We start from the raw sequence: 20,392 nt of genomic DNA on the forward strand, positions 1-20,392 counted from the left end.
GAGCCCCGAAAGAGTGATCACAAGGTCCTGGATGCCCGGCGTGCGCGCGCATGCGCGAGCCGTAGGACGTGATCCACGTCCTATGATTCGGAGCATCCCGCCGAGTGGATCGGTGGTGATCTCGAGTTGCCGCAACGAACAGCGTTGGCGGAACGCGGCTGTAGTTCAGTTACCGAACAGCAACCTCACAATATGCGCCCAACTCACATATTGGAACGGTTTTGGTTCGGACCTATCGGGGAACTCCACAAGCCCTGGCAACAAACTGGCGAATCTCAGTCGCCGAGTACGGGAACGGCCCTCACACACGTGCCCGCGGTACCACGCCGGATGAATTCTCCGGCCGTCCGGTTGGTTATGACCGATTCAGATTTCACCCGCGCGGGGTGCGATAACGCCTCCGGAACAGCGCGGCCGCTGTAGCGGCCGCGGCCAGAATACACACAACAGTCTCGGGCGTGGGGCCCAAACGGGACGCGAGTGTCGTATTGTTCCGCAGCGGCAACGTCGCGACCAGCGCCGCGGGCTCGAACTGCGGCGTCTGCTGCCGGATCACGCCATCGGCGGTGATCATGGCGCTGACGCCGGTGGTCACCGACACCACCACCGCGCGGCCGTGCTCGACCGCGCGCACCCGCGACATGGCCAGCTGCTGATAGGTCATCTCACTGCGGCCGAAGGTGGCGTTGTTGGACGGCACGGAGAGCAGCTGCGCGCCGGCGCGCACCGACTGCTCGAAGGCGCGGTCGAAGGCGACCTCGTAACAGGTGGCCACGCCGATGGCGACCGGGGCGCCGCCGCCCGCCGGCCGCACGTGCACCACGCCGTCACCGTGGCCGGGCACGAAATAGCCCGCACGGTCGGCGTATTCGGAGAAGTGGCGGAAGAACTCCCGGTAGGGCAGATACTCGCCGAAGGGCTGGATGATCTTCTTGTCGTGCCGCTCGGCCGGGCCCGCGTCGCCGTTCCACACGATGACCGAGTTGGTGGTGGTGCGATCGGAGTTCACGAGCACCGCGCCCACCAGGATGGGGGCCTTCACCGCGACCGACGCCTGCGAGATCTCCTGCGCCGCATCGGCGTTGCGCAGCGGATCGATATCGGAGGAGTTCTCCGGCCAGATCACCACGTCGGGCTGCGGGGCCTTCCCGGCCGCGATGTCGCGGGCGAGTTCCTCGGTGCGCTTGACGTGATTGTCGAGAACCGCGCGGCGCTGGGCATTGAAGTCCAGGCCCAGGCGCGGCACGCTGCCCTGGATGGCGGCGACCGTGATCGGCCGGTTGCCGTCCTCCGGGCCGGGCAGCGCGGTCCGGAGGATCACTCCGGCCAGGGGAACTATAGCCACAAGCATTGCCGCAGCAACAATCCGGTTCCACGATGTGAGATGCGATGCTCTCCATCTGGGAGAATCCGATGTGGCCCCGGCCACTCCTCCGCTATCGCCGGCACGGGCGGTGAGGCGGCCCGGCAATCCCGCGGCGAGCGCGGCGAGTCCGGTGCCGGTGAGCGCCACCGCGAAACTCACCAGCGGTGCGCCGCCGACCATCGCGTACGGCAGGTACCAGCCGTCGGCCTGCCCGAAAGCCAGCTTCCCCCAGGGAAACCCGCCGAACGGGAAACTGGCGCGTCCCCATTCGGTGAGCGACCACACCGTCGCCACCCACAGCGGCCACCCCGGCAGGGTCGCCACCCACCGGGTCAGCAGCCCGAAAAGCCCGACGTAGACGGCGCATACCGCCGACAGGGCGAGCCACGGCGCGGGACCGACATAGATCCCGGTCCACGGCAACAGCGGCAGGAAGAACGCGAGCCCCGCCACATACCCGTACCCGAATCCCGCACGCGCCCGGCCGGTTCCACGCACCGCCAGCGTCAGGATCGCGATCCCGACCGGCGCGAGGAACCACAGGGTCCGCGGTGGGAAGCTCGCGTAGAGCAGCAGCCCGGCCACGACGGCCGCGAGCAGGCGTGCCGCCCTGGGCCAGCGCTCTGCGACCGCCGCGATCGCGGCGAGCGACCTACCGATCCCGAACCTCGGCGGCACCGCGCCACTGGCCGAACCACCCTCAACCGCAGCCGATCCGAGAACCGAACCGGCACCGGCGGCCGCTGCGTCAGCCGAACGAGCGGCCGCCGAACCCTCTGCGGCTGCTGAATCCCCGTCGGTGGTCGCGGCGATCTGTTCCGGATTCGCGGCGCGGGTGACGGGCCGCTGGTCCACGCCACCCGTCACGTCGTCCGAACCGTCCGGGCGCGAGCCGGTTTCGGACGGACCGCCCGCATCGGCGGTGGTCGCGGCGATCTGTTCCGGATTCGCGGCGCGGGCCCCGGGCCCCTGGTCCACGCCACCCGTCACGTCGTCCGAACCGTCCGGGCGCGAGCCGGTTTCGGACGCACCACCCGCATCGGCGGCGGAAGCCGATGCCCGGAGGTTCCTTTCGGGATCGGTGTCAGGCTTCATGGATGGTGACCCCGCGGTGCACGGTGCGCAGGCATTGCGGCAGGGTGGCGGCCGGGGTGAGCGGCGGCAGGCCGGGGACGCGGGAGCGGGGGTCGGTGGACCAGCGCTGGACGGTGTCGGCGGCGGCCGCGACGACCAGTTCGCGCGAGTCCCAGATCGCGTAGGAGGCGGGTGCGCCGGGGACCAGGGTTCCGGCGACGCCGTCGCGGACGCCGCCCGCGCGCCAGGCGCCCCGGGTGGCGGCGGCGAAGGCGGCGCGCGGGGAGATCTGGTGGCCGGGGGTGCGGTGGTTGACCGCGGCGCGCAGCGCTTCCCACGGGTTCAGCGCGGTGACCGGGGCGTCGGAGCCGATGGCGAGGGAGATGCCCGCGGCGGCCATGGCGGCGAACGGGTTCAGGGTGGCGGCCCGGTCGGCGCCGAGGCGGGTGGCGTACATGCCGTCGGGGCCGCCCCAGGCGGCGTCGAATCCCGGTTGGACGCTGGCGATCACACCCCAGGCGGCGAGTTTGCCGATCTGGTCGGCCGTCATCATCTCGGCGTGTTCGAGCCGGTGCCCGCGCGAGGCGACGGCCGGTCCGCCGAGGGCGTCCACGGCCCGTTCGAATCCGGTGACGACGGCGTCCATGGCGGCGTCGCCGATGACGTGGAAGCCGGTCTGGATGCCGGCTTCGGTGCAGGCGAGCACGTGGGCCGCAATGGCTTCGGCGTCCAGGTAGGCGGTGCCGGCGCTGTCGCGGTCGGCGTAGGGGTCGCGCAGCCAGGCGGTGTGCGAGCCGATGGCCCCGTCGACGAACAAGTCGCCGCCGAGGGCGTGCACGCCGAGTTCCTCGACCAGGGTGCGGGCTTCGTCGGCGGTGCGGACGGCCTGTCCCCAGTAGGCGCGGACCTCGACGCCGTGGGTGAAGTCGAGGAGTTCGCGCACGTCGTCGGCGCCGGAGATCTCGGGTCCCGCGCATTCGTGCACGGCCACAACCCCGTTGGCGGCGGCCGAGTCCAACGCCGCCTGCCGGGCCGCGTCGCGCTGCGCCCGGCTCAGCGCGCCGAGCGCGGCCCCGCGCACCCGGTGGTGGGCGTCCCCGCGCAGCGGCTCGCCGCGGGTGAACCCGTCGGCCTCGGTGATTCCGTCGACGGCGTCGAGCAGCGCGGTCGAGGCGACGGCCGAATGCGCGTCCACGCGAGCCAGATACACCTGTCGTCCCGGCGCGGCCGCGTCGAGTTCCTCGCGGGTCGGAGTCCGGCCCTCGGCCCAGCGGGTCTCGTCCCAGCCCTCGCCGAGGATCACGCCGTCGGGGTGGCCGGAGGCGAAGTCCCGCACCAGTTCCAGGCATTCCCGCAGTGAACCGGCTTGCGCCAGATCGAGTCCCGTCAGCTTCAACCCCAGTGCGGTGACGTGCACGTGCGGGTCGACGAATCCCGGCGCGACGAACGCCCCGTCGAGGTCGATGATCTCCGCGTCGGGATGCAGCGCCCGCCCCGGCTTGTCCAGCCCGACCCACACCACGGTCCCGTCGGTGACGGCCATGGCCGTCGCGTCGGGATTGCTCGAACTGTAGATACGGCCGCCGACCAGCAACTGGGTACTCACGACTGCCCAGTCTGCCGCACGGCCCGCCGGTCCCGGCAATCGCACTCGCCGACTGTGACCAGGACCCCTGCCGCAAGGCCGCGGGGCCGATCACCGTGCTGGTGATCGGCCCCGCGGGCGGTAGGGATCGAGGTGTGGGTTCCCGCTCAGCGGGGATCGATCATCTTGTATCCGTTGCCCTGACCGTCGTCGTAGTACTCGGTGACCACGGTCGCGTCGATGACCTCGCCGTCGGGATCGATCACGACATTGCGGTACCCGTAGGGTCCGACGGCGGTGGCGACCCGGTTCAGTCGGCGCGCCGCGAAGGCGGCCACGATCGGGCGGAGCAGGAATCGGGTGAACGGCAGCAGGGCCAGCAGGCCGAGCGCGGTGGTGAGCAGGCCGGGCACGAACATCAGGACCGCGCCCACGCCGACCAGCGCGCCGTCGGCGACGGCGGTGCTGGGTTCGAGTTCACCGCGCGCGGCGCGGCGGAATCCCTCGAACACGCGGCGGCCCTGCGAGCGCACGAGCACCAGACCCACGGCCGATCCGGCCAGCAGCAGCAGGATCGTGGGGAAGACGCCGATGAGGTGGCCGACCCCGATCAGGGTGGCGATCTCGGCGGCGAACCAGGCGAGGAACAACAGGGCGGGCATCAGGCGATCCTTTCGATCGGTCTACCCGTGACAACGCGCGAGGCCCCGAATTTTCTCCCGGGTGCGGTCCCGGTCACACCGGTCAGGCGCCGCCGGGCCGGACCAGGCCGGTCTCGTAGGCCAGGACGACGGCCTGGACCCGGTCGCGGAGGCCGAGTTTGGTGAGGACGCGGCCGACGTGGGTTTTGACGGTGGCCTCGGAGAGGTAGAGGGCGCCCGCGATCTCGGCGTTGGAGCGGCCCGCGGCGATGTGTTCGAGGACCTCGCGTTCGCGGGCGGTGAGGACGTTGAGGACGCCGGGGTCGCGCCCGGCGGCCGGGTCCTCGGCGATGAGGCGGTCGAGCAGGCGTTTGGTGACCTTCGGGGAGACGACGGCGTCGCCGGCGGCGACGCTGCGGATGGCGGAGATGAGGTCTTCGGGCGGGGTGTCCTTGAGCAGGAAGCCGCTGGCTCCCGCGCGCAGCGCGCCGAGGGCGTGTTCGTCGAGATCGAAGGTGGTCATGACGAGAACGCGGCTGCCGCAGCCGGATTCGATGATGCGGGCGGTGGCGGTGACGCCGTCGGTGACGGGCATGCGGACATCCATGAGGACGACGTCGGGGACGAGTTCGGTGGCGCGGGCGATGGCGGTGGCGCCGTTGTCGGCCTCCCCGACCACGTCGATGTCGGGGTGCGCGCCGAGCACCATTCGCAATCCGGCGCGCATGAGTTCCTGGTCATCGACGACGAGCACGGTGATCGGCACGCCCCCAACCTATCCGGCGCCGGGATGCGGGCGGGTAGCCGGGCGGCGGCCCGTCACGGTCGGTGCAGGTGGGGCGGTTCAGTCCTGCACGTCGTCGCGGTCGAGCGGGATGGTGGCGCGGACGGTCCAGCCGCCGTGCGGATTCCGGCCCGTGGTGAGGGTGCCGCCCAGGACGGCGATGCGTTCGCGCATCCCGACCAGTCCCAGTCCGCTGCCGGGGATGCGGGTGGCGAGCACGGGCAGGGCGGTGGCGGATCCGGCGGGGCAGCCGCTGTCGGGGGGCGCGGTGAGCGGGGCGCCGCCGGTGTCGGTGATCTCGAGCAGCACGTCGGTGTCGCGGCGGGTGACGCGGACTTCGGCGTGCGGGTCGGGTCCGGCGTGGCGCAGGGTGTTGGTGAGCGATTCCTGCACGATGCGGTGGATGCCGAGGCTGACCTCGGGGGTGACGGTGTCGAGTTCGCCGCGCAGTTCGAGGGACACGTCCAGTCCGGCGCTGCGCATCATGTCGGCGAGCTTGGCGATGCCCGCGGTGCCGTGTTGCGGAAGTTGTTCGGGCGCATGCTCGGTGCGTAGCAGCTCGACGGTGCGGCGCAGTTCGCGCAGGGCTTCGCGGCCGGTGCCGGCGATGGTGGTGAGCGCTTGCTCGGCGGTGTCGGGGTCGTGGCGCAGGGCGTAGCGGGCGCCGTCGGCCTGCACGATGATGACGCTGACCGCGTGCGCGACCACGTCGTGCAGTTCGCGGGCGATGCGGGTGCGTTCGGCGGCGACGGCGTCGTGGGCGCGGCGTTCGCGGTCGTAGTCGGCGACGGCCAGGCGGGCGGCGACCTCGGCGTCGTAGGCGTGGCGGGCGCCGACGAATTCGGCCAGGGTCCAGCACAGCGCGTAGTAGAGGGCGTTGAACAGGATGTCGGTGCCCTGCGGTGTGCCGATGGCGGCCGCGGCGACGATCCCGTCGACGAGCAGGATCACCAGGTAGACGAGTCCTTGGCGGCGGCCGACGTAGGCGACGAGGGTGTAGAGCATGATGCCCAGGCCCAGCAGCGCCGGGTGCACGGCGTGGTCGCTGACGCTCCAGTGCACCAGCGACGCGGTCATGGACAGCACGACCATGGCGGCCGCGGCGGCGCGGGTGTGGGTGCGGCGGAACACGATCGGCAGCGGCAGCAGCACGCTGAGCACGAGGTAGGTGGGCTTGTACTGGCTGTTGCTCAGGGCGAGCACATCGATGACGAACAACAGCAGCGCGACCGCCGAATCGGTGATCAGCGGTTTTCCGCGCAGCCAGAGACTGAATCGGCGCACCCGTCCACCCTACGGGCCGGTTCGCTGACAACTCGCTGCCAGACCCGGCGGTTTGAATCGCGGTGGCGGCGTCTGGTTGGGTCGCGGAGTGAGCATTGCGGACTGGGCGATCCTGTTGACCGCGGCGACAGCGGCCGGCTGGGTCGACGCCGTGGTCGGCGGCGGCGGGCTGATCGTGTTGCCGACCCTGTTCGTGGTGCTGCCCGGCCTGGCGCCGCAAACGGCCCTGGGCACCAACAAGATCGCCGCGTTCTCCGGCACCAGCGCCGCGGTGTTCACCTTCGCCCGCAAGGTGCCGATGCGCTGGAAGGTGCTGATCCCGGGCGCCATCATCGCGGCGGTGGCGGCCGCGTGCGGTTCGGCGGCGGTGGCCCTCATCGACCGCCGGTACTTCATTCCGATCGTCATGGTGGTGCTGATCGGGGTGGCGGTGTTCGTGACGCTGCGCCCCTCGATCGGGGTCACGATGGCCACCCATCCCCCGACCCGCCGCAAGACCATCCTGGTTGTGGCGCTGGCCGCGGGTCTGATCGGCCTCTACGACGGCGTTCTCGGGCCGGGGACGGGCACGTTCCTGATCATCACCTTCGCCACCCTGCTCGGCACCGAGTTCGTGCGGGCCGCGGCCATGGCGAAGGTGATCAACTGCGGATCCAACCTGGGTTCGCTGCTGTTCCTGGCGAGCACGGGTCACGTGCTGTGGGCGCTGGGGCTGTCCATGGCGGTGGCGAATGTGGCCGGTTCGATCGCCGGGTCCCGCATGGCCCTGGCCAAGGGCGCCGGTTTCGTCCGGGTCGTTCTGCTGGTGGTGGTCACCGCCATGGTGATCCGCCTGGGCTGGCAGCAGTTCGGCTGACCGGGTTCAGACGCGGGCCAGCCGGTGTGCCGAGCTCAGGGGGCGAAAGGCTTCGGGTTCCGGGCGTAGTGGAACGTCGGCGATCACCGGTTGGTGGTCGGCGGGCAGCTCCGGTGCGGGCTGGGACAGCCACGGCGCCAGCACCTTCGAGGTGGTCTCCTGGATCTTGCGTTGCAGCGCTTCGCCGTCCTCGAGGCCGGGCCGTTGGAACAGCACGGTCAGCGCCCCGGATACGGCGCCGACGACCGCGCCGACCAGGGCGGCCGCGCCGACGTCGTCGAGTTCCTCGGGGAACGCGGCGCGCAGCTGGCGCGCGATCTCCTGCTGCGACGCGAGCTGGGCGTAGGCGGCCCGGCCCGACACCGCGGGCACGGTGCGTGATACCTGGGCGCGGAGTACGGCGATGCGCGCGGCGAGGTCGTCGCCCAGGTGGTCGCCGGGATTGTCACCGGCGGCGCGCAGCGCGCGCAGCAGCACCTCGACGGGTCGTTCACCGGGGCGGCGGGTGGCGATGGCGCGCACGGCGGCCTGTACGCGTTCGTCCGGCTCGGGGAACAATAGTTCCTCTTTGCTGGCGAAGTAGTTGAAGAACGTCCGGGTGCCGACTTCGGCGGCGGCCGCGATGTCGGCGACGGTGGCCGCCTCGTATCCTCGGCTCTCGAATTGTTCTACGGCGGCTTCGAGCAGGGCTCGGCGGGTACGTTCCCGTTTGCGATCGCGGAGTGCGGATGGCGGCACGCGGGCAGACAGTACGGCATCCGATCGGCAATCCGCGGAATGTCAGGCCGTTGAGCGTGCCGTTTCCCGGTGTGCTCCTTCGCACTTCGCGCATCGTTGCAGCGTATGCAGATTTGCGCGGGATGAATTTCGTTCGGGCTGCGTGGTTTCTTGAACCCCCGGCGTGTCGCCCTCTAGCGTGGTGCGGGTGAGCATCGCTACCAAGGTCATCGACGGCCAGTTCCGCGCGCTGCCGCTGTCCGCGCTCGCCGACGCCGCGTTGAGCGCGGCCCGCGCGGCCGGGGCCGAGTACGCGGACCTGCGGGTCCATCGACTCGTGCAGCAGTCCATCAGATTGCGCGACGGCCGCGTCGAATCGGTGTCCGACAGTACCGATCTCGGGTTCGCGGTGCGCGTGATCGTCGACGGCACCTGGGGTTTCGCCTCACACGCCGACCTCACCACCGAAACCGCCGCCCAGGTGGCGCAGCGCGCGGTGACGGTGGCGCGGACCTTGCGCGCGCTCAATCGCGAACGCGTGGAACTGGCTCCGGAGCCACGCTACGACGACGCCGAGTACGTCTCCGCCTACGACGTCGACCCCTTCGAGGTGCCGACACCGGAGAAAGTGGCGCTGCTGCTGGACTATTCGGGGCGGCTGAGTTCCGCCGACGGCGTGGATCACGTGACGGCGGCGGTACTGCAGGTCAAGGAGCAGACCTTCTACGCCGACACCTTCGGCTCGCGCATCACCCAGCAGCGGGTGCGCCTGCACCCGCAGTTCGAGGCCATCACCGTCGATCCGGCGGCGGGCGTGTTCGAGACCATGCGCACCCTGGCCGCTCCGGCCGGGCGCGGCTGGGAGTACGTGACCGGCGCGGACGGAAGCTGGGATTGGGCGGGCGAACTCGCGCGGATGCCGGAGTGGCTGGCGGAGAAGGTGAAGGCCCCCACCGTCGAGGCGGGCCCCACCGATCTGGTCATCGATCCGAGCAATCTGTGGCTCACCATTCACGAGTCCATCGGCCACGCCACCGAGTACGACCGCGCCATCGGCTATGAATCCGCCTACGCGGGAACTTCGTTCGCCACCCCCGACCAGCTCGGCACGCTGCGCTACGGCACGCCGATCATGCACGTCACCGGTGACCGCACCCAGGAGCACGGCCTGGCCACCGTCGGCTGGGACGACGAGGGCGTGGCCGGGCAGCGCTGGGATCTGGTGCGCGACGGGGTGCTGGTCGGCTACCAGCTCGACCGGGTGTTCGCGCCCAAGCTGGGCCTGGAGCGCTCCAACGGCTGCTCCTACGCCGATTCCGCGCACCACGTGCCGATCCAGCGCATGGCCAATGTGTCGCTGCAACCCGACCTGGAGCGCGACACCAGCACCGCCGAGCTCATCTCCCGGGTGGAGAACGGTCTCTACATCGTCGGCGACAAGTCGTGGTCGATCGACATGCAGCGCTACAACTTCCAGTTCACCGGTCAGCGCTTCTTCCGGATTCGTCACGGTGAGCTGGCCGGGCAGGTGCGCGATGTCGCCTACCAGGCCACCACCACCGACTTCTGGGGCGCGATGGAGGCCGTCGGCGGGCCCTCGACCTGGGTGCTGGGCGGGGCGTTCAACTGCGGTAAGGCGCAACCCGGTCAGGTGGCGGCGGTCTCGCACGGCTGCCCGTCGGTGCTGGTGCGCGGCATCAATATTCTCAATACCCGCGCCGAAGCCGGACAGTAGGAAAGGACCGACACGGTGAGTGTGCTCCCCGCCCCCGAGGTCGTCGAACGCGCGCTGCGGGCCTCGCGCGCCGACGAGGCCATGGTGATCGTCACCGACGCGCACGAGGCGTCGCTGCGCTGGGCCGGAAACTCCATGACCACCAACGGTTCCTCGGTGGCGCGCGACTGGGCGGTGGTCTCGGTGTTCCGGGAGGGCCCGGCCGTCGCGCGGGTCGGCAGCGTGAGTTCCACGAGCGTGGATCCGGCCGAGATCGAGGCCGTGGTGCGGGCCAGCGAGCGGGCCGCCCGCGACGCCGAGCCGGCGCGCGACGCCATGCCGCTGCTGGATCCCGGCGCCGTCGACGCCGACACCCTGGACCGGCTGCTGGACTGGGACGGTGATCCGGCCACCACCGACATCGGCGTGTTCACCACGCTGGCACGCGATCTCGCCGCCGGTTTCGACGGTTCCGACCGCCTGTACGGTTTCGCGCACCACCAGATGCACTCCACCTGGCTGGGCACCTCCACCGGGTTGCGGCGGCGCTGGGTGCAGCCGACGGGTTCGGTGGAGATCAACGGCAAGCGCGGTGCGGGCGCGGAGCTGGCCAGCGCGTGGGTCGGCACGGGCACCACCGATTTCGCCGATGTCGACACCCCCGGTCTGCTGGCGGAGCTGTCGCGGCGGCTGGACTGGTCCACGCGGCGCGTCGAGCTGCCCGCGGGCCGCTACGAGACGCTGCTGCCGCCGTCCGCGGTCGCGGATCTGATGATCTACATGGCCTGGTCCATGGAGGGCCGCGGCGCGCACGAGGGCCACACGGCCTTCTCGCGGGCGGGCGGCACCCGAATCGGGGAGCGGCTCACCGGGATTCCGCTGACCCTGTCCTCGGATCCGAGCGCGGCAGGTCTGGAGTACCGGCCGTTCGTGGCGACGCCGTCGTCGTCGGAGTCGCTGTCGGTGTTCGACAACGGCCTGACCGCGCAGCGCACCGACTGGGTGCGCGAGGGCGTGATCGAGTCGCTGGTGTATCCGCGTGCCACCGCCGCCGAATTCGACGCCCCCGTCACGCTGCCCGGCGAGAACCTGCTCCTGACCGGCGGCGGCGACGCCACCCTGACCGACATGATCGCGCGCACCGAGCGCGGCCTGCTGCTGACCTGCCTGTGGTACATCCGCGAGGTCGATCCGGCCACGCTGCTGCTCACCGGCCTCACCCGCGACGGCGTCTACCTGGTCGAGAACGGCGAGGTGACCGGCGCGGTCAACAATTTCCGCTTCAACGAGAGCCCCCTGGACCTGCTGCGGCGCGTGTCGGAGGCTGGCCGCACCGAGATCACCCTGCCGCGCGAGTGGAAGGACTGGTTCACCCGGACGGCCATGCCGCCGTTGCGGATTCCCGATTTCCACATGTCCTCGGTGAGCCAGGCGACCTGATCCGGTCGGACCGGTCCGTTTCCCGGAAAAGTTCGTCGCGCGACAACGATGATTTCCGGGAGGCGGCGCCGACTTCCAGGCAGAGACGGCGAAACACGCCGATTCGTTCCCCTGCTGAAGGAGTACGGCCATGAGCAAGGTAGTCACCGGCGCGAGCATGTCCCTCGACGGATTCATCGCGGGCCCCGGCGAAACCGGTTTCGAGCACCTGTTCGCCTGGTACCAGAGTGGCGACGTGCCGATCGCCGGCACCCACCCCGAGATCCCGTTCACGCTGACCGCCTCCGACGCCGAATACCTGCGAGCCTGGCTCGACGGGGTCGGGGTCTATGTGGTCGGCAAGCGGCTGTTCACGCTGACCGACGGCTGGGGCGGGGTGCATCCGGCGGACAAGCCGATCGTGGTGGTCACCCACACCGTGCCCGAGCAGTGGATCGCCGAGCACCCCGACGCGCCGTTCACCTTCGTGACCGGCGGGGTGAAGGAGGCCATCGACGTGGCGCGCGGCATCGCCGGGGACCGGATGGTCGGTGTCAGCGGCGGTGATGTGGCCCGGCAGTGCCTCGACGAGGGCCTGCTCGACGAGGTCTGGGTCGATCTGGTGCCGGTGCTGCTGGGCAGCGGGGTGCCGCTGCTGGGTGAGCTGGCGAATGCGCCGGTGCTGCTGGACGATCCGGAGATCGTGCCCGGCTCCCGTGTCACCCACCTGAAGTACCGCCTGCGCTGAACCGCGTCGCCGGTTTGCGCTGTCGGCGAACCGGTTGTCGCGGCGCCGTGGACGCGCGCATCCTGGGATTACGCACTGTAATCACGTAATCGGATGGTGGTCGTCGTGGACGACGAACTCTCGCCGTGGGACGAGAACCCCGACCCCGCGCCGCCGCCGGGTTTCGGCGATCCGGACCCCGCGGCCCTGGACGCCTACTCGCGCACCGTGATCGCGGTCGCCGCCTCGGTGACCCCGCACGTGGCCAGCGTGCAGACCCGGCACGGCGGCGGATCGGCGGTGGTGTTCACCGCCGACGGATTCCTGCTCACCAACGCGCACGTGGTCGGCGAGGCGAGCAAGGGGACCGTGGTGTTCGCCGACGGCCTCGAATCGGCCTTCGACGTGGTGGGGGTGGATCCGCTCTCGGATCTGGCGGTCCTGCGCGCCCGCAGCGGCGCGCCCGACGCGGTGCGGCTCGGGGACGCCGACAGCCTGGTGGTCGGGCAGCTGGTGGTGGCGGTCGGTTCTCCGCTGGGGCTGGCCGGGTCGGTGACCGCGGGCGTGGTGAGCGCGCTGGGCCGCTCGGTGCCGGTCGGCAACCGGCGCACCGCGCGCGTCATCGAGGACGTGATCCAGACCGATGCCGCCCTCAATCCCGGCAATTCCGGTGGCGCGCTGGCGGATTCGGCGGGCCGGGTGGTGGGGATCAATACCGCGGTCGCCGGGATCGGGCTGGGTCTGGCGATTCCGATCAATGTCACCACCCGCCGCATCATCAGCACGCTGCTCACCGAGGGCCGGGTCCGGCGCGCCTATCTGGGCGTGGTCGGGGTGCCCGCTCCCCTGCCGACCGCGGTCGCCGCCCGCACCGGGCAGGACGCGGGACTGCGGATCGTGGAGGTGGTGCGCGGCGGGCCCGCCGAACAGGCCGGGCTGCGGCGCGGGGACCTGGTGCTCAGCATCGCCCGCACCGAGATCCGCGACGCGCAGGGCATCCAGCGACAGTTGTTCGCCGACGCCATCGGGCGCACGCTGCCGGTGACGGTGCTGCGCAATGGCGCGATGGTGGATGTGCTGGCGGTGCCGGTCGAGCTGACCGGCGACTGAACCGGCCGGTCACGGTTCCCGGCAATCGGTTACGAGGCCGAGCGCTGCTCCGCGTCGCCGGGATGCCAGATCTCGGCCAGCTCGTCGAGGGGAATGTCAAGGGTGCGGCTCAACGCCACCACGGTCCCGAACGCGGGCGTGGGCAGGCGCCCCGATTCGATCTTGCGCAGGGTCTCCGGCGAGATGCCGGCGCTCGCGGCCACTTCCACCGGATCGCGGCCGTCGCGGGCGGTGCGCAGGGCCGCGCCCAGGCGGCGTCCGGCTTCGAGCTGGGCGGGCGTGAGGGGCAGTCGGACCATACCGGCCACCCTACGGTTGGTATTTAAATACCGCAAGCCGCTATGGTCGGTATTAAAATACCGATTGATGGAGGTAGTCATGGTGGAACTCAAGAGCCCCGCCGAGATCGACAGCATGCGCGTGACCGGGCAGTTCGTGGCCGGCGTGCTCGCCGAACTGCGGGAGCGGGCCCGGATCGGGGTCAACCTGCTGGAGCTGGAGGCCGTGGTCCGCGAACGCATCCGGGAGCGCGGCGCGATCTCCTGCTACTGGGACTACTCCCCGAGTTTCGGTCGCGGACCGTTCCGCAACACCATCTGCCTGTCGGTGAACGATGCCGTGCTGCACGGGCTCCCGTTCGACTACACGCTGCGCGACGGCGACGTGCTGAGCATGGATCTGGCGGTGAGCATCGACGGCTGGGTCGCCGACTCCGCGGTCACGGTCATCGTGGGCAGCCCCGATCCCGAGGACGAACGGCTGATCCGCGCCACCGAAGCGGCACTGGACGCGGCCATCGCGGTCGCCGAGCCCGGCAACAGCATCGGCGACCTGTCCGCGGCCATCGCCGCCGTGGCCCGCGACCACGGCTACCCGATCAACACCGAGTACGGCGGGCACGGCCTGGGCCGCACCATGCACGAGGACCCGCACGTCCCCAATGCCGGGCGCGCCGGGCGCGGTTTCCGGCTGCGCCCGGGCCTGACCCTGGCGATCGAGCCGTGGTTCGCGCGCGGCACCGACCGCATCGTCACCGACCCCGACGGCTGGACCCTGCGCTCGGCCGACGGTTCGCGCACCGCCCACTCCGAGCACACCATCGCCATCACCGAGGCGGGCCCGCAGGTGCTGACCCGCGTCGGGTGACGGGTCAGGCGAGCGGTTCGCCGAAGGTCTGGCGACCCATGAGGTAGGTGGCCTCGACCGTCAAGGCGCGCAACGACTCCGGCGGCACGGCGCGCGGATTGCCCGACAGCACCACCAGATCCGCGTACTTGCCCGGTTCCAGGCTGCCGATCTCGGTGTCGAGGTGCAGCTGCCAGGCCGCGTCGAGGGTCTGCGCCTTGATCGCGGCGTCGACGCTCAGGCACTGCTCGGCGGCCAGGACGCGCCCGCTGCCGCGCGCGGTGCGGGTGACGGCGGTGGCGATATTGCCGATGGGGTCGGGCGGGGTGACGGTGCCGTCATTGTGGAACGAGATCCGCAGCCCCGCGTCCAGCGCCGATTTCGCCGACATCCAGTGCGCGCCGTGTTCGGGACCGAACAGTTCGTCCAGCAGCACGTCACCCCAGTAGTAGACGTGCTCGATGAAGAAGCTCACCGTCACCCCGAGCTCGGCGGCGCGAGCGAACTGGTCGGGCCGCATCGCCCCACAGTGCTCGAGCCGCGGCCGCAGCTCGCCGCTCTTCCCGGCGAGGGCCTTTTCGTAGGCGTCGAGCACGACATCCACGGCCGCGTCGCCGTGCACGTGGCAGGCGGGCTGCCAGCCCTGCCCGACGAACGCGGCCGACAGGTCGGTGATCTGTTCGGGGGTGTAGTTCATGCCGCCGTGGTGGTGCGGCTCGAGACCCATGCGGGCGGTGGCCTCGTTCGTGAGATACGGGAACGTGGTGAAGATATTGCCCTGCCAGGGCGATCCGTCCGCCCACAGTTTCATGCCGATGACTCCGAACAGGGCGTCCCCGCCGACGGCCGGGCCGGGCACGTGGGCGGCATTGGTGGCCAGTTCCGGGGTTCCCATGGTGTAGGAGCGAATCCGGATCGGGCAGGCCGGGTCCGCGGCCATCGCGGTGTACAGCGTCCCGGAGTCGGCGCTGCCGGTGTGCTCGCTGGCGGTGGCGTATCCGGCGGCCGCCAATTGTCCGTAGGCCCAGCGCAATCGGTCGGGCATCCCGCCGCTGACCGATGCCTGCAACGGCTCGGTCAGTGTCAGGATCGCGGCCGCCTCCCGCACCTCGCCGGTCAGTTCGCCGTCGGGCCCGTGGACGAACTCCGCCCCCGGCGGATTCGGGGTGTCGCGAGTGATCCCGGCCCGTACCAGCGCCGCGGTATTGCCGTATGCGGCGTGCCCGCTGTTGGCCACCACCACAACCGGATTCGCGGGCGCGGCGGCATCGAGACTCCGCACGGTCGGCAGCACCAGGCCGGTCTGCAACAGCACATCGATCCCGTACAACAGGATCGACTCCCCCGGCTGCGCGTTCCGCACCGCCTCGGCCAGCTTCGCGCTCACGCCGTCCCCGGTCGGCACGGTGAACGGCCGCACGTCGACCGCGGGCGGGGCGAGGGCGGCGGCGATCTGCGAGGGATGGCTGTGCGGTTCCACGAACGCGGGCAACAGCGCCCGCCCCCGCAGATCGACCATCGTCGTCGCGGGTCCCCGGTGAGCCATCACCTCGGATTCGGCGCCCACCGCACTGATCCACCCGCCGGTGACGGCCAGCGCCTCGGCCTCGGGCGCCCCGCCGGCCACGGTGACGATCGGCCCACCGGAGAAGATGACATCCGCCAACGCACCCGATCCCGAGTCGTCGGTCCCGCACGCCGCGACCGCGGCCGACGCCGCCACGGCGCTACCCACCACGAAACTCCGCCTGCTCATCGCCATGCGTCCCTTCCCTGGTCGTCCACCCACGAGGTGGCTCCGACAACCAAGTTACGGTCGCCGCCCCCCGCGATGAGTCAAGCTCCCGGCGCGTGTGTCGGCGCCGCGAGATCACACCGGGGTTCCCCGGCCGGTGAGCGGGTGAAACACTCGCTGGGAGATACTCATTCGATGGGTATCGACGACGACGCGGCGCGTGACGCCGCCCGTGGCACGGTCGCGGTCGCGCAGCAGGAGCTCATCCAGCGCCGCTTCCCCGAGGGCCAGCGCCGCATCTTCCTGGCCGCCATCGACGCCTTCGCCGAACGCGGCTTCCACGCCACCACGACCCGCGACATCGCCGCCCGCGCGGGTCTGAGCCCGGCCGGGTTGTACGTGCATTTCGGCTCCAAAGAGGAAGTCCTCTACCGCATCTCGCTGTCGTCGATGCGGCTGACCGAACAGGTCGCCACCACCGCGGCCGGGGGTGCGGGCACCGTGGCCGAGCGGCTCGCCGCCGTGGTGCGCGACCTGACGGTCTGGCACGCCGAGCACGCCGCCTCGGTCCGGGTGGTCCTGCACCATCTCACCGACCTCACCCCCGAGCACCGCGCCGAGGTCACCGACCTCCAGCTCGCCATTCACCGCCTGGTCCGCGACCTCGTCGCCCGCGGGGTCGGCGAGGGCGTGTTCGATGTCGCCGACACCCACGCCGCCACCTTGGCGCTCATGTCGCTGTGCGTGGACACCTCCCGCTGGTACCACGGCGACTACCGCCGTACCCCCGACGAGATCGGCGCCGACTACGCGGCCGTGGCCCTGCGGATAGTCGGTGCCCGCCCCGCCTGATCACTCCCCGGCGGCGGCGATGGCGTCCAGGTCTCCCGCCATCGCCGCACGATCGGCGTCGCAGAGTCCCAATCCCTCGATCTCGGCCCGTAATTCGGCCACCCGCGCGGCTTCGCCTGCGACCGTGGCGATTTCGGCGAGCATCGCCAGCGCCCGGGCCCGGTCGACCAGCGGGGCGGTGGCGGCGTGACGACGCAGCCCGGTCTCGAGTACGCGGACCGCGGTGGCGTCGTCGTTCTTCGAATCACGGAAGATGCGCGCGTTGTCGAGCACCCGGGCCAGGCCCTCGAGCTGTTTCGAGCCGCCGTATTCGGGATCGGGTTCGTCGCGCTGGATGTAGATGACGGTATTGCCGACCGGATCCACGACCGTGAACCGGGTCTGCCCGGTGCGGAATCGGGTGATGCGCGGGGCGCCCCGACCGGGCACCTTGCCGTAGCGGGCACGCAGCGCGGCCTTGAATTCCGCGTGCCAGGGCTCGACCTCGTCCACGAGCACCAGACAGCCGATATGGGCTCCTTCCGCGGACAGATCCTGCGGTGTGGGCCCGAAATGCAGCTGGAAGCCATCGCGTTCGACGATTCCGTAGGTATAGGGCCGGGTCATCTCGTAGGTGACGGCGTATCCCAGTGTCCGGTAGAAATCCAGGGTCTTGGGTAGCTCGCCGCCCCAGAGCATCGGTACCGAAACTGCCGCCATCGTGCGCCTCCTCGTGCCGTTCGGGTCGTCGGAACCCAACGTACGGATCGGGGCGGGTACGCGCCTATGACCCGGCCTCGCGCCCACCTCAGCCCGCCCCGGGCAACCCGTCCACCACGAGATCGACCGCACCGGAGAGATATTCGGGTGTCAGCGGCCGGCCGCGCAGGAGCAGCCGGAACCAGATGGCCCCGGCCAGCAGATCCATGATGGCCGCGGGATCACAGCCGGGGTCGAGTTCGCCGCGTGCGACGGCTCGTTCGAACACCGGTTGCTCGCGGCCGAGCCGTTCGGCGAAGAACGCGGCCCCGACCGCCGCGAGCTGCGGCCGCGCGGGCGCCGCGGCCAGTACCGCGGTCGCCACGGGCGCGGTCGCGGGGTCGGTGAGCAGTCCGGCGATGGCCCGCGCCAGCCCCAGCAGATCGCCGCGCAGGCTGCCGGTGTCCGGCATCGGGAAGCTCAGCAGGTCGGAGTCGGTGAGCGCTGCGGCCAGCAGCGCGTCCTTGGCGGGCCACCACCGGTACAGCGTCGTCTTGTTCACCCCGGATCGCGCGGCCACCGCCTCCATGGTGAGGCCGTCATATCCCTTGTCCGCCAGCAGTTCCAGGGCCGCGGCGAAGATCGCGGCCGCCTGCCGCGGCGCGCCCGCGGTTCGCCGTTCCGGTGTCGTCACCCCACCAAAATACAACACAACGTTGCGTTGTGAACGGATCCCTGTTTTGATTGCAACGCAACGTAGCGTTGCATTCGAGTCGGGAGGACGCCATGACGACAACACCGATCCTGCTGGTCCACGGCATTCGATTGAGCTCCGCCTGCTGGGGGCAGGTCAGCGAACACCTCACCCCGCGGCACCCGGTGCTGGCCATCGATCTGCCCGGGCACGGCCGCCGCCGCGGCGAGCGATTCACGCTGCCGGGCGCGATCGAGGCCGTGCGCGCGGGGATCGATCAACTCGGCGGCGAGGCGGTGGTCGTGGGCCATTCACTGGGCGGCCAGGTCTCGGTCGCGGCCGCCGCGGCCCACCCCGAGCGGGTGACCGGCCTGGTCGTGGCGGGCGCGAGCGTGACTCCGAGCCGGGCCCTCGCGACCCCGTTCCTGCTCATGCACCGCGTCCTGACCGCCCGCGCCGACGGCGGAAAGGACTTCAGCGAGCAGGTCTTCGAGCGGGTGCTGCCGCCCCGGGTCGCCGCCGACATCGCACGCGGCGGCATCGCGACCGAGGCCATTCCCGAGGTGATGGCGGCCCTCACCGCATTCGATCCGCTCGCCGCGCTGGCCGAGTATCGCGGGCCCGTGCGCCTGATCAACGGCGGCCACGACCACTTCCGCCTCGGCGAACAGCGCTTCCTGCACGCCGCCCCCGACGCCCGGCTGCTGGTCGTGCCGCGTTCGGGGCACTATCTCCCGCTCACCCACGGTGCGGCCTTCGCCGACCTGGTCGCCGATTTCGCCGCGTCCCGGGACCTCGTGCGCCTGGGAGCGTCCGGCGCCCATACCGGATAGGCTGCGGGCGTGGACAACCCGTTCGGGCCCGTGGGCACCGCGAACTACGTCAACCTGACCACCTACAAGAAGGACGGCACCGCGGTGGCGACGCCGCTGTGGGCCGCGCTCGACGGCGGCCGCCTCTACGTGTGGACGGTCACCGACAGCTGGAAGGTCAAGCGCATCCGGCGCAATCCCGACGTGACGCTGCAACCGTGCGATGTGCGCGGCAAGACGCACGGCGAGATCGTCAAGGGGCGCGCGACGGTGCTCGACGACGCGGGCAGCGACCGCGTGCGGGATCTCATCAAGCGCAAGTACGGGATCCTGGGCTGGCTGACCATCATGGGAAGCAAGCTGCGCCGCGGCAACGCGGGCACCATCGGCATCGAGATCCTTCCGGCATAAGCGAATTCACGCCACGTCGCCGTACCGACCGGTCCGGCGACGTGGTTTCGCGCTATCTGCTTCCGGATCGGTCGATCACGGCTGGTCGTTCGCGATGATCGCGCCGACCAAACCGCCGACACCGCAACCGATCACGGCGCCGACCAGGAAGAACCAGACGCCGATCACAGCCCCGACCACACAGCCGATGAGCGCCCCGGCGACGATCGATCCGGCATTGGCCACGCTCTGCAACGCGACGACATCACCGTTGGGTGCGGCGACATCGGCTGGATTCGCCGGTCGCACCGTCAATTCGGTGGCGTCGGCGTTCACCTCGGGGACGACGGTGAGGGTGCGGTCGGCGGCCTGGTAGACCAGCGGCAGCGCCGCGAGGGTCTCCCCCGAGGGCGCGATGATGTTCACCGCGCCGCCGGCGAGCTCGAAATGGCCCGAGGCCAGCGTGGTGGTGACCGCGCTGCGGTCCTGGGCCAGGGAGATGGAGTAGTCGACACCCCGGTCCACCCCGCTGATTCCCGGTGCCGCGACAGCGGGTTCGCCGTGGGCGGTCACCGTGGCCACGCACAGCGCGGCGACGGACAGCAGAGCGGTAGCGGCGATCTTGGCGATTCTCATGATGGTTCCCTACGTCGAGGGACCGATTCACCGCATGACCGAGTAGACGTCCGTACCATCATGGGACGCCGTGAGACACGACTCGGACGCACACACCCGGACCGCTGCGAATCGGGGATTCCCCACTTCGAATTATTCGGTCCGGCAATATGACTCGCATATCACCGGAGGCCCCGCCGCTTCCCCGAGCCCG

At 70.8% G+C, this 20,392-nt stretch carries 20 protein-coding genes; 9 read left to right on the top strand and 11 right to left on the bottom strand.

Annotated features, from left to right (window positions below; genetic code table 11):
* Positions 1 to 373 precede the first annotated feature (373 nt).
* From lnt to ACFYTS_RS12000, 5 genes are all read right to left on the bottom strand, one after another.
* A complete protein-coding gene (gene lnt, locus ACFYTS_RS11980) occupies positions 374 to 2,005 on the bottom strand; it encodes an apolipoprotein N-acyltransferase (protein WP_387303808.1) in 1,632 nt (543 codons plus the stop codon).
* A gap of 445 nt (positions 2,006 to 2,450) precedes the next feature.
* Positions 2,451 to 4,046: an amidohydrolase gene (locus tag ACFYTS_RS11985; RefSeq protein ID WP_387303334.1), complete on the bottom strand. Its 1,596-nt coding sequence runs from the start codon at positions 4,044 to 4,046 to the stop codon at positions 2,451 to 2,453.
* A 146-nt stretch (positions 4,047 to 4,192) separates the two neighbouring features.
* On the bottom strand, positions 4,193 to 4,687 hold the full coding sequence (locus ACFYTS_RS11990; RefSeq protein ID WP_357085757.1) for an FxsA family protein: 495 nt from the start codon (positions 4,685 to 4,687) through the stop codon (positions 4,193 to 4,195).
* An 82-nt stretch (positions 4,688 to 4,769) separates the two neighbouring features.
* Positions 4,770 to 5,432 (bottom strand): response regulator transcription factor, encoded by a 663-nt coding sequence (locus tag ACFYTS_RS11995; protein ID WP_357276121.1) that lies wholly within the window; start codon positions 5,430 to 5,432, stop codon positions 4,770 to 4,772.
* Positions 5,433 to 5,510: 78 nt separating this feature from the next.
* Positions 5,511 to 6,734 carry a sensor histidine kinase gene (locus tag ACFYTS_RS12000; protein ID WP_357276119.1) on the bottom strand — a complete coding sequence of 408 codons (1,224 nt, stop codon included), beginning with the start codon at positions 6,732 to 6,734 and terminating at the stop codon, positions 5,511 to 5,513.
* An 88-nt stretch (positions 6,735 to 6,822) separates the two neighbouring features.
* On the opposite strand from ACFYTS_RS12000, the gene ACFYTS_RS12005 reads away from it, so the two are divergent.
* A complete protein-coding gene (locus ACFYTS_RS12005; RefSeq protein ID WP_387303337.1) occupies positions 6,823 to 7,590 on the top strand; it encodes a TSUP family transporter in 768 nt (255 codons plus the stop codon).
* A 6-nt stretch (positions 7,591 to 7,596) separates the two neighbouring features.
* On the opposite strand, the gene ACFYTS_RS12010 is transcribed toward ACFYTS_RS12005, so the two are convergent.
* Positions 7,597 to 8,328 carry a TetR family transcriptional regulator gene (locus ACFYTS_RS12010; RefSeq protein ID WP_357276113.1) on the bottom strand — a complete coding sequence of 244 codons (732 nt, stop codon included), beginning with the start codon at positions 8,326 to 8,328 and terminating at the stop codon, positions 7,597 to 7,599.
* A 187-nt stretch (positions 8,329 to 8,515) separates the two neighbouring features.
* Here ACFYTS_RS12010 and ACFYTS_RS12015 point away from each other — a divergent pair, with 187 nt between their 5' ends.
* The 4 genes from ACFYTS_RS12015 (at position 8,516) to ACFYTS_RS12030 (ending at position 13,277) form a co-directional block, all read left to right on the top strand.
* Positions 8,516 to 10,042 carry a TldD/PmbA family protein gene (locus ACFYTS_RS12015; RefSeq protein WP_387303340.1) on the top strand — a complete coding sequence of 509 codons (1,527 nt, stop codon included), beginning with the start codon at positions 8,516 to 8,518 and terminating at the stop codon, positions 10,040 to 10,042.
* 21 nt (positions 10,043 to 10,063) lie between these two features.
* Positions 10,064 to 11,461: a metallopeptidase TldD-related protein gene (locus ACFYTS_RS12020; protein ID WP_387303811.1), complete on the top strand. Its 1,398-nt coding sequence runs from the start codon at positions 10,064 to 10,066 to the stop codon at positions 11,459 to 11,461.
* Between the two features lie 130 nt (positions 11,462 to 11,591).
* The gene (locus ACFYTS_RS12025) at positions 11,592 to 12,188 is read left to right on the top strand and encodes a dihydrofolate reductase (protein WP_357276111.1); all 597 of its coding nucleotides are present in this window, start codon (positions 11,592 to 11,594) and stop codon (positions 12,186 to 12,188) included.
* Positions 12,189 to 12,281: 93 nt separating this feature from the next.
* Entirely contained in the window at positions 12,282 to 13,277 is a 996-nt protein-coding gene (locus ACFYTS_RS12030; protein ID WP_387303342.1) for a S1C family serine protease, read from the top strand.
* Between the two features lie 29 nt (positions 13,278 to 13,306).
* Here the strand turns inward: ACFYTS_RS12030 and ACFYTS_RS12035 are convergent, their stop codons facing one another.
* Positions 13,307 to 13,576, bottom strand: a complete 270-nt coding sequence (locus ACFYTS_RS12035; RefSeq protein ID WP_357276106.1) for a helix-turn-helix transcriptional regulator — start codon at positions 13,574 to 13,576, stop codon at positions 13,307 to 13,309.
* 79 nt (positions 13,577 to 13,655) lie between these two features.
* Here ACFYTS_RS12035 and map point away from each other — a divergent pair, with 79 nt between their 5' ends.
* Entirely contained in the window at positions 13,656 to 14,423 is a 768-nt protein-coding gene (gene map / locus ACFYTS_RS12040; protein WP_387303344.1) for a type I methionyl aminopeptidase, read from the top strand.
* 4 nt (positions 14,424 to 14,427) lie between these two features.
* On the opposite strand, the gene ACFYTS_RS12045 is transcribed toward map, so the two are convergent.
* The gene (locus ACFYTS_RS12045) at positions 14,428 to 16,164 is read right to left on the bottom strand and encodes an amidohydrolase (protein WP_387303347.1); all 1,737 of its coding nucleotides are present in this window, start codon (positions 16,162 to 16,164) and stop codon (positions 14,428 to 14,430) included.
* 168 nt (positions 16,165 to 16,332) lie between these two features.
* Here ACFYTS_RS12045 and ACFYTS_RS12050 point away from each other — a divergent pair, with 168 nt between their 5' ends.
* Positions 16,333 to 16,989: a TetR/AcrR family transcriptional regulator gene (locus ACFYTS_RS12050; protein ID WP_387303349.1), complete on the top strand. Its 657-nt coding sequence runs from the start codon at positions 16,333 to 16,335 to the stop codon at positions 16,987 to 16,989.
* On the opposite strand, the gene ACFYTS_RS12055 is transcribed toward ACFYTS_RS12050, so the two are convergent.
* Together ACFYTS_RS12055 and ACFYTS_RS12060 are read right to left on the bottom strand one after the other, a co-directional pair.
* The gene (locus tag ACFYTS_RS12055) at positions 16,990 to 17,688 is read right to left on the bottom strand and encodes a glyoxalase (RefSeq protein WP_387303351.1); all 699 of its coding nucleotides are present in this window, start codon (positions 17,686 to 17,688) and stop codon (positions 16,990 to 16,992) included.
* Between the two features lie 88 nt (positions 17,689 to 17,776).
* Entirely contained in the window at positions 17,777 to 18,361 is a 585-nt protein-coding gene (locus ACFYTS_RS12060) for a TetR/AcrR family transcriptional regulator (RefSeq protein WP_357276095.1), read from the bottom strand.
* Between the two features lie 92 nt (positions 18,362 to 18,453).
* On the opposite strand from ACFYTS_RS12060, the gene ACFYTS_RS12065 reads away from it, so the two are divergent.
* Both ACFYTS_RS12065 and ACFYTS_RS12070 read left to right on the top strand, forming a co-directional pair.
* Positions 18,454 to 19,194 (top strand): alpha/beta fold hydrolase, encoded by a 741-nt coding sequence (locus ACFYTS_RS12065; RefSeq protein WP_387303354.1) that lies wholly within the window; start codon positions 18,454 to 18,456, stop codon positions 19,192 to 19,194.
* 9 nt (positions 19,195 to 19,203) lie between these two features.
* Positions 19,204 to 19,584, top strand: a complete 381-nt coding sequence (locus ACFYTS_RS12070) for a PPOX class F420-dependent oxidoreductase (RefSeq protein ID WP_357276091.1) — start codon at positions 19,204 to 19,206, stop codon at positions 19,582 to 19,584.
* 75 nt (positions 19,585 to 19,659) lie between these two features.
* Here the strand turns inward: ACFYTS_RS12070 and ACFYTS_RS12075 are convergent, their stop codons facing one another.
* Positions 19,660 to 20,199, bottom strand: a complete 540-nt coding sequence (locus tag ACFYTS_RS12075) for a hypothetical protein (RefSeq protein WP_387303356.1) — start codon at positions 20,197 to 20,199, stop codon at positions 19,660 to 19,662.
* Between the last annotated feature and the right edge of the window lie 193 nt (positions 20,200 to 20,392).

This window comes from Nocardia sp. NPDC004151 (assembly GCF_042874235.1).
In the GTDB taxonomy this organism is placed as follows: Bacteria; Actinomycetota; Actinomycetes; order Mycobacteriales; family Mycobacteriaceae; genus Nocardia.

Excerpts from the sequence above, each read along its gene's own strand:
- ACFYTS_RS11990 (WP_357085757.1), bottom strand. The coding sequence starts at position 4,687 with ATGCCCGCCCTGTTGTTCCTCGCCTGGTTCGCCGCCGAGATCGCCACC.
- ACFYTS_RS12025 (WP_357276111.1), top strand. The coding sequence starts at position 11,592 with ATGAGCAAGGTAGTCACCGGCGCGAGCATGTCCCTCGACGGATTCATC.
- ACFYTS_RS12030 (WP_387303342.1), top strand. The coding sequence starts at position 12,282 with ATGGTGGTCGTCGTGGACGACGAACTCTCGCCGTGGGACGAGAACCCC.
- ACFYTS_RS12035 (WP_357276106.1), bottom strand. The coding sequence starts at position 13,576 with ATGGTCCGACTGCCCCTCACGCCCGCCCAGCTCGAAGCCGGACGCCGC.
- map (WP_387303344.1), top strand. The coding sequence starts at position 13,656 with ATGGTGGAACTCAAGAGCCCCGCCGAGATCGACAGCATGCGCGTGACC.
- ACFYTS_RS12045 (WP_387303347.1), bottom strand. The coding sequence starts at position 16,164 with ATGGCGATGAGCAGGCGGAGTTTCGTGGTGGGTAGCGCCGTGGCGGCG.
- ACFYTS_RS12050 (WP_387303349.1), top strand. The coding sequence starts at position 16,333 with ATGGGTATCGACGACGACGCGGCGCGTGACGCCGCCCGTGGCACGGTC.
- ACFYTS_RS12055 (WP_387303351.1), bottom strand. The coding sequence starts at position 17,688 with ATGGCGGCAGTTTCGGTACCGATGCTCTGGGGCGGCGAGCTACCCAAG.
- ACFYTS_RS12065 (WP_387303354.1), top strand. The coding sequence starts at position 18,454 with ATGACGACAACACCGATCCTGCTGGTCCACGGCATTCGATTGAGCTCC.
- ACFYTS_RS12075 (WP_387303356.1), bottom strand. The coding sequence starts at position 20,199 with ATGAGAATCGCCAAGATCGCCGCTACCGCTCTGCTGTCCGTCGCCGCG.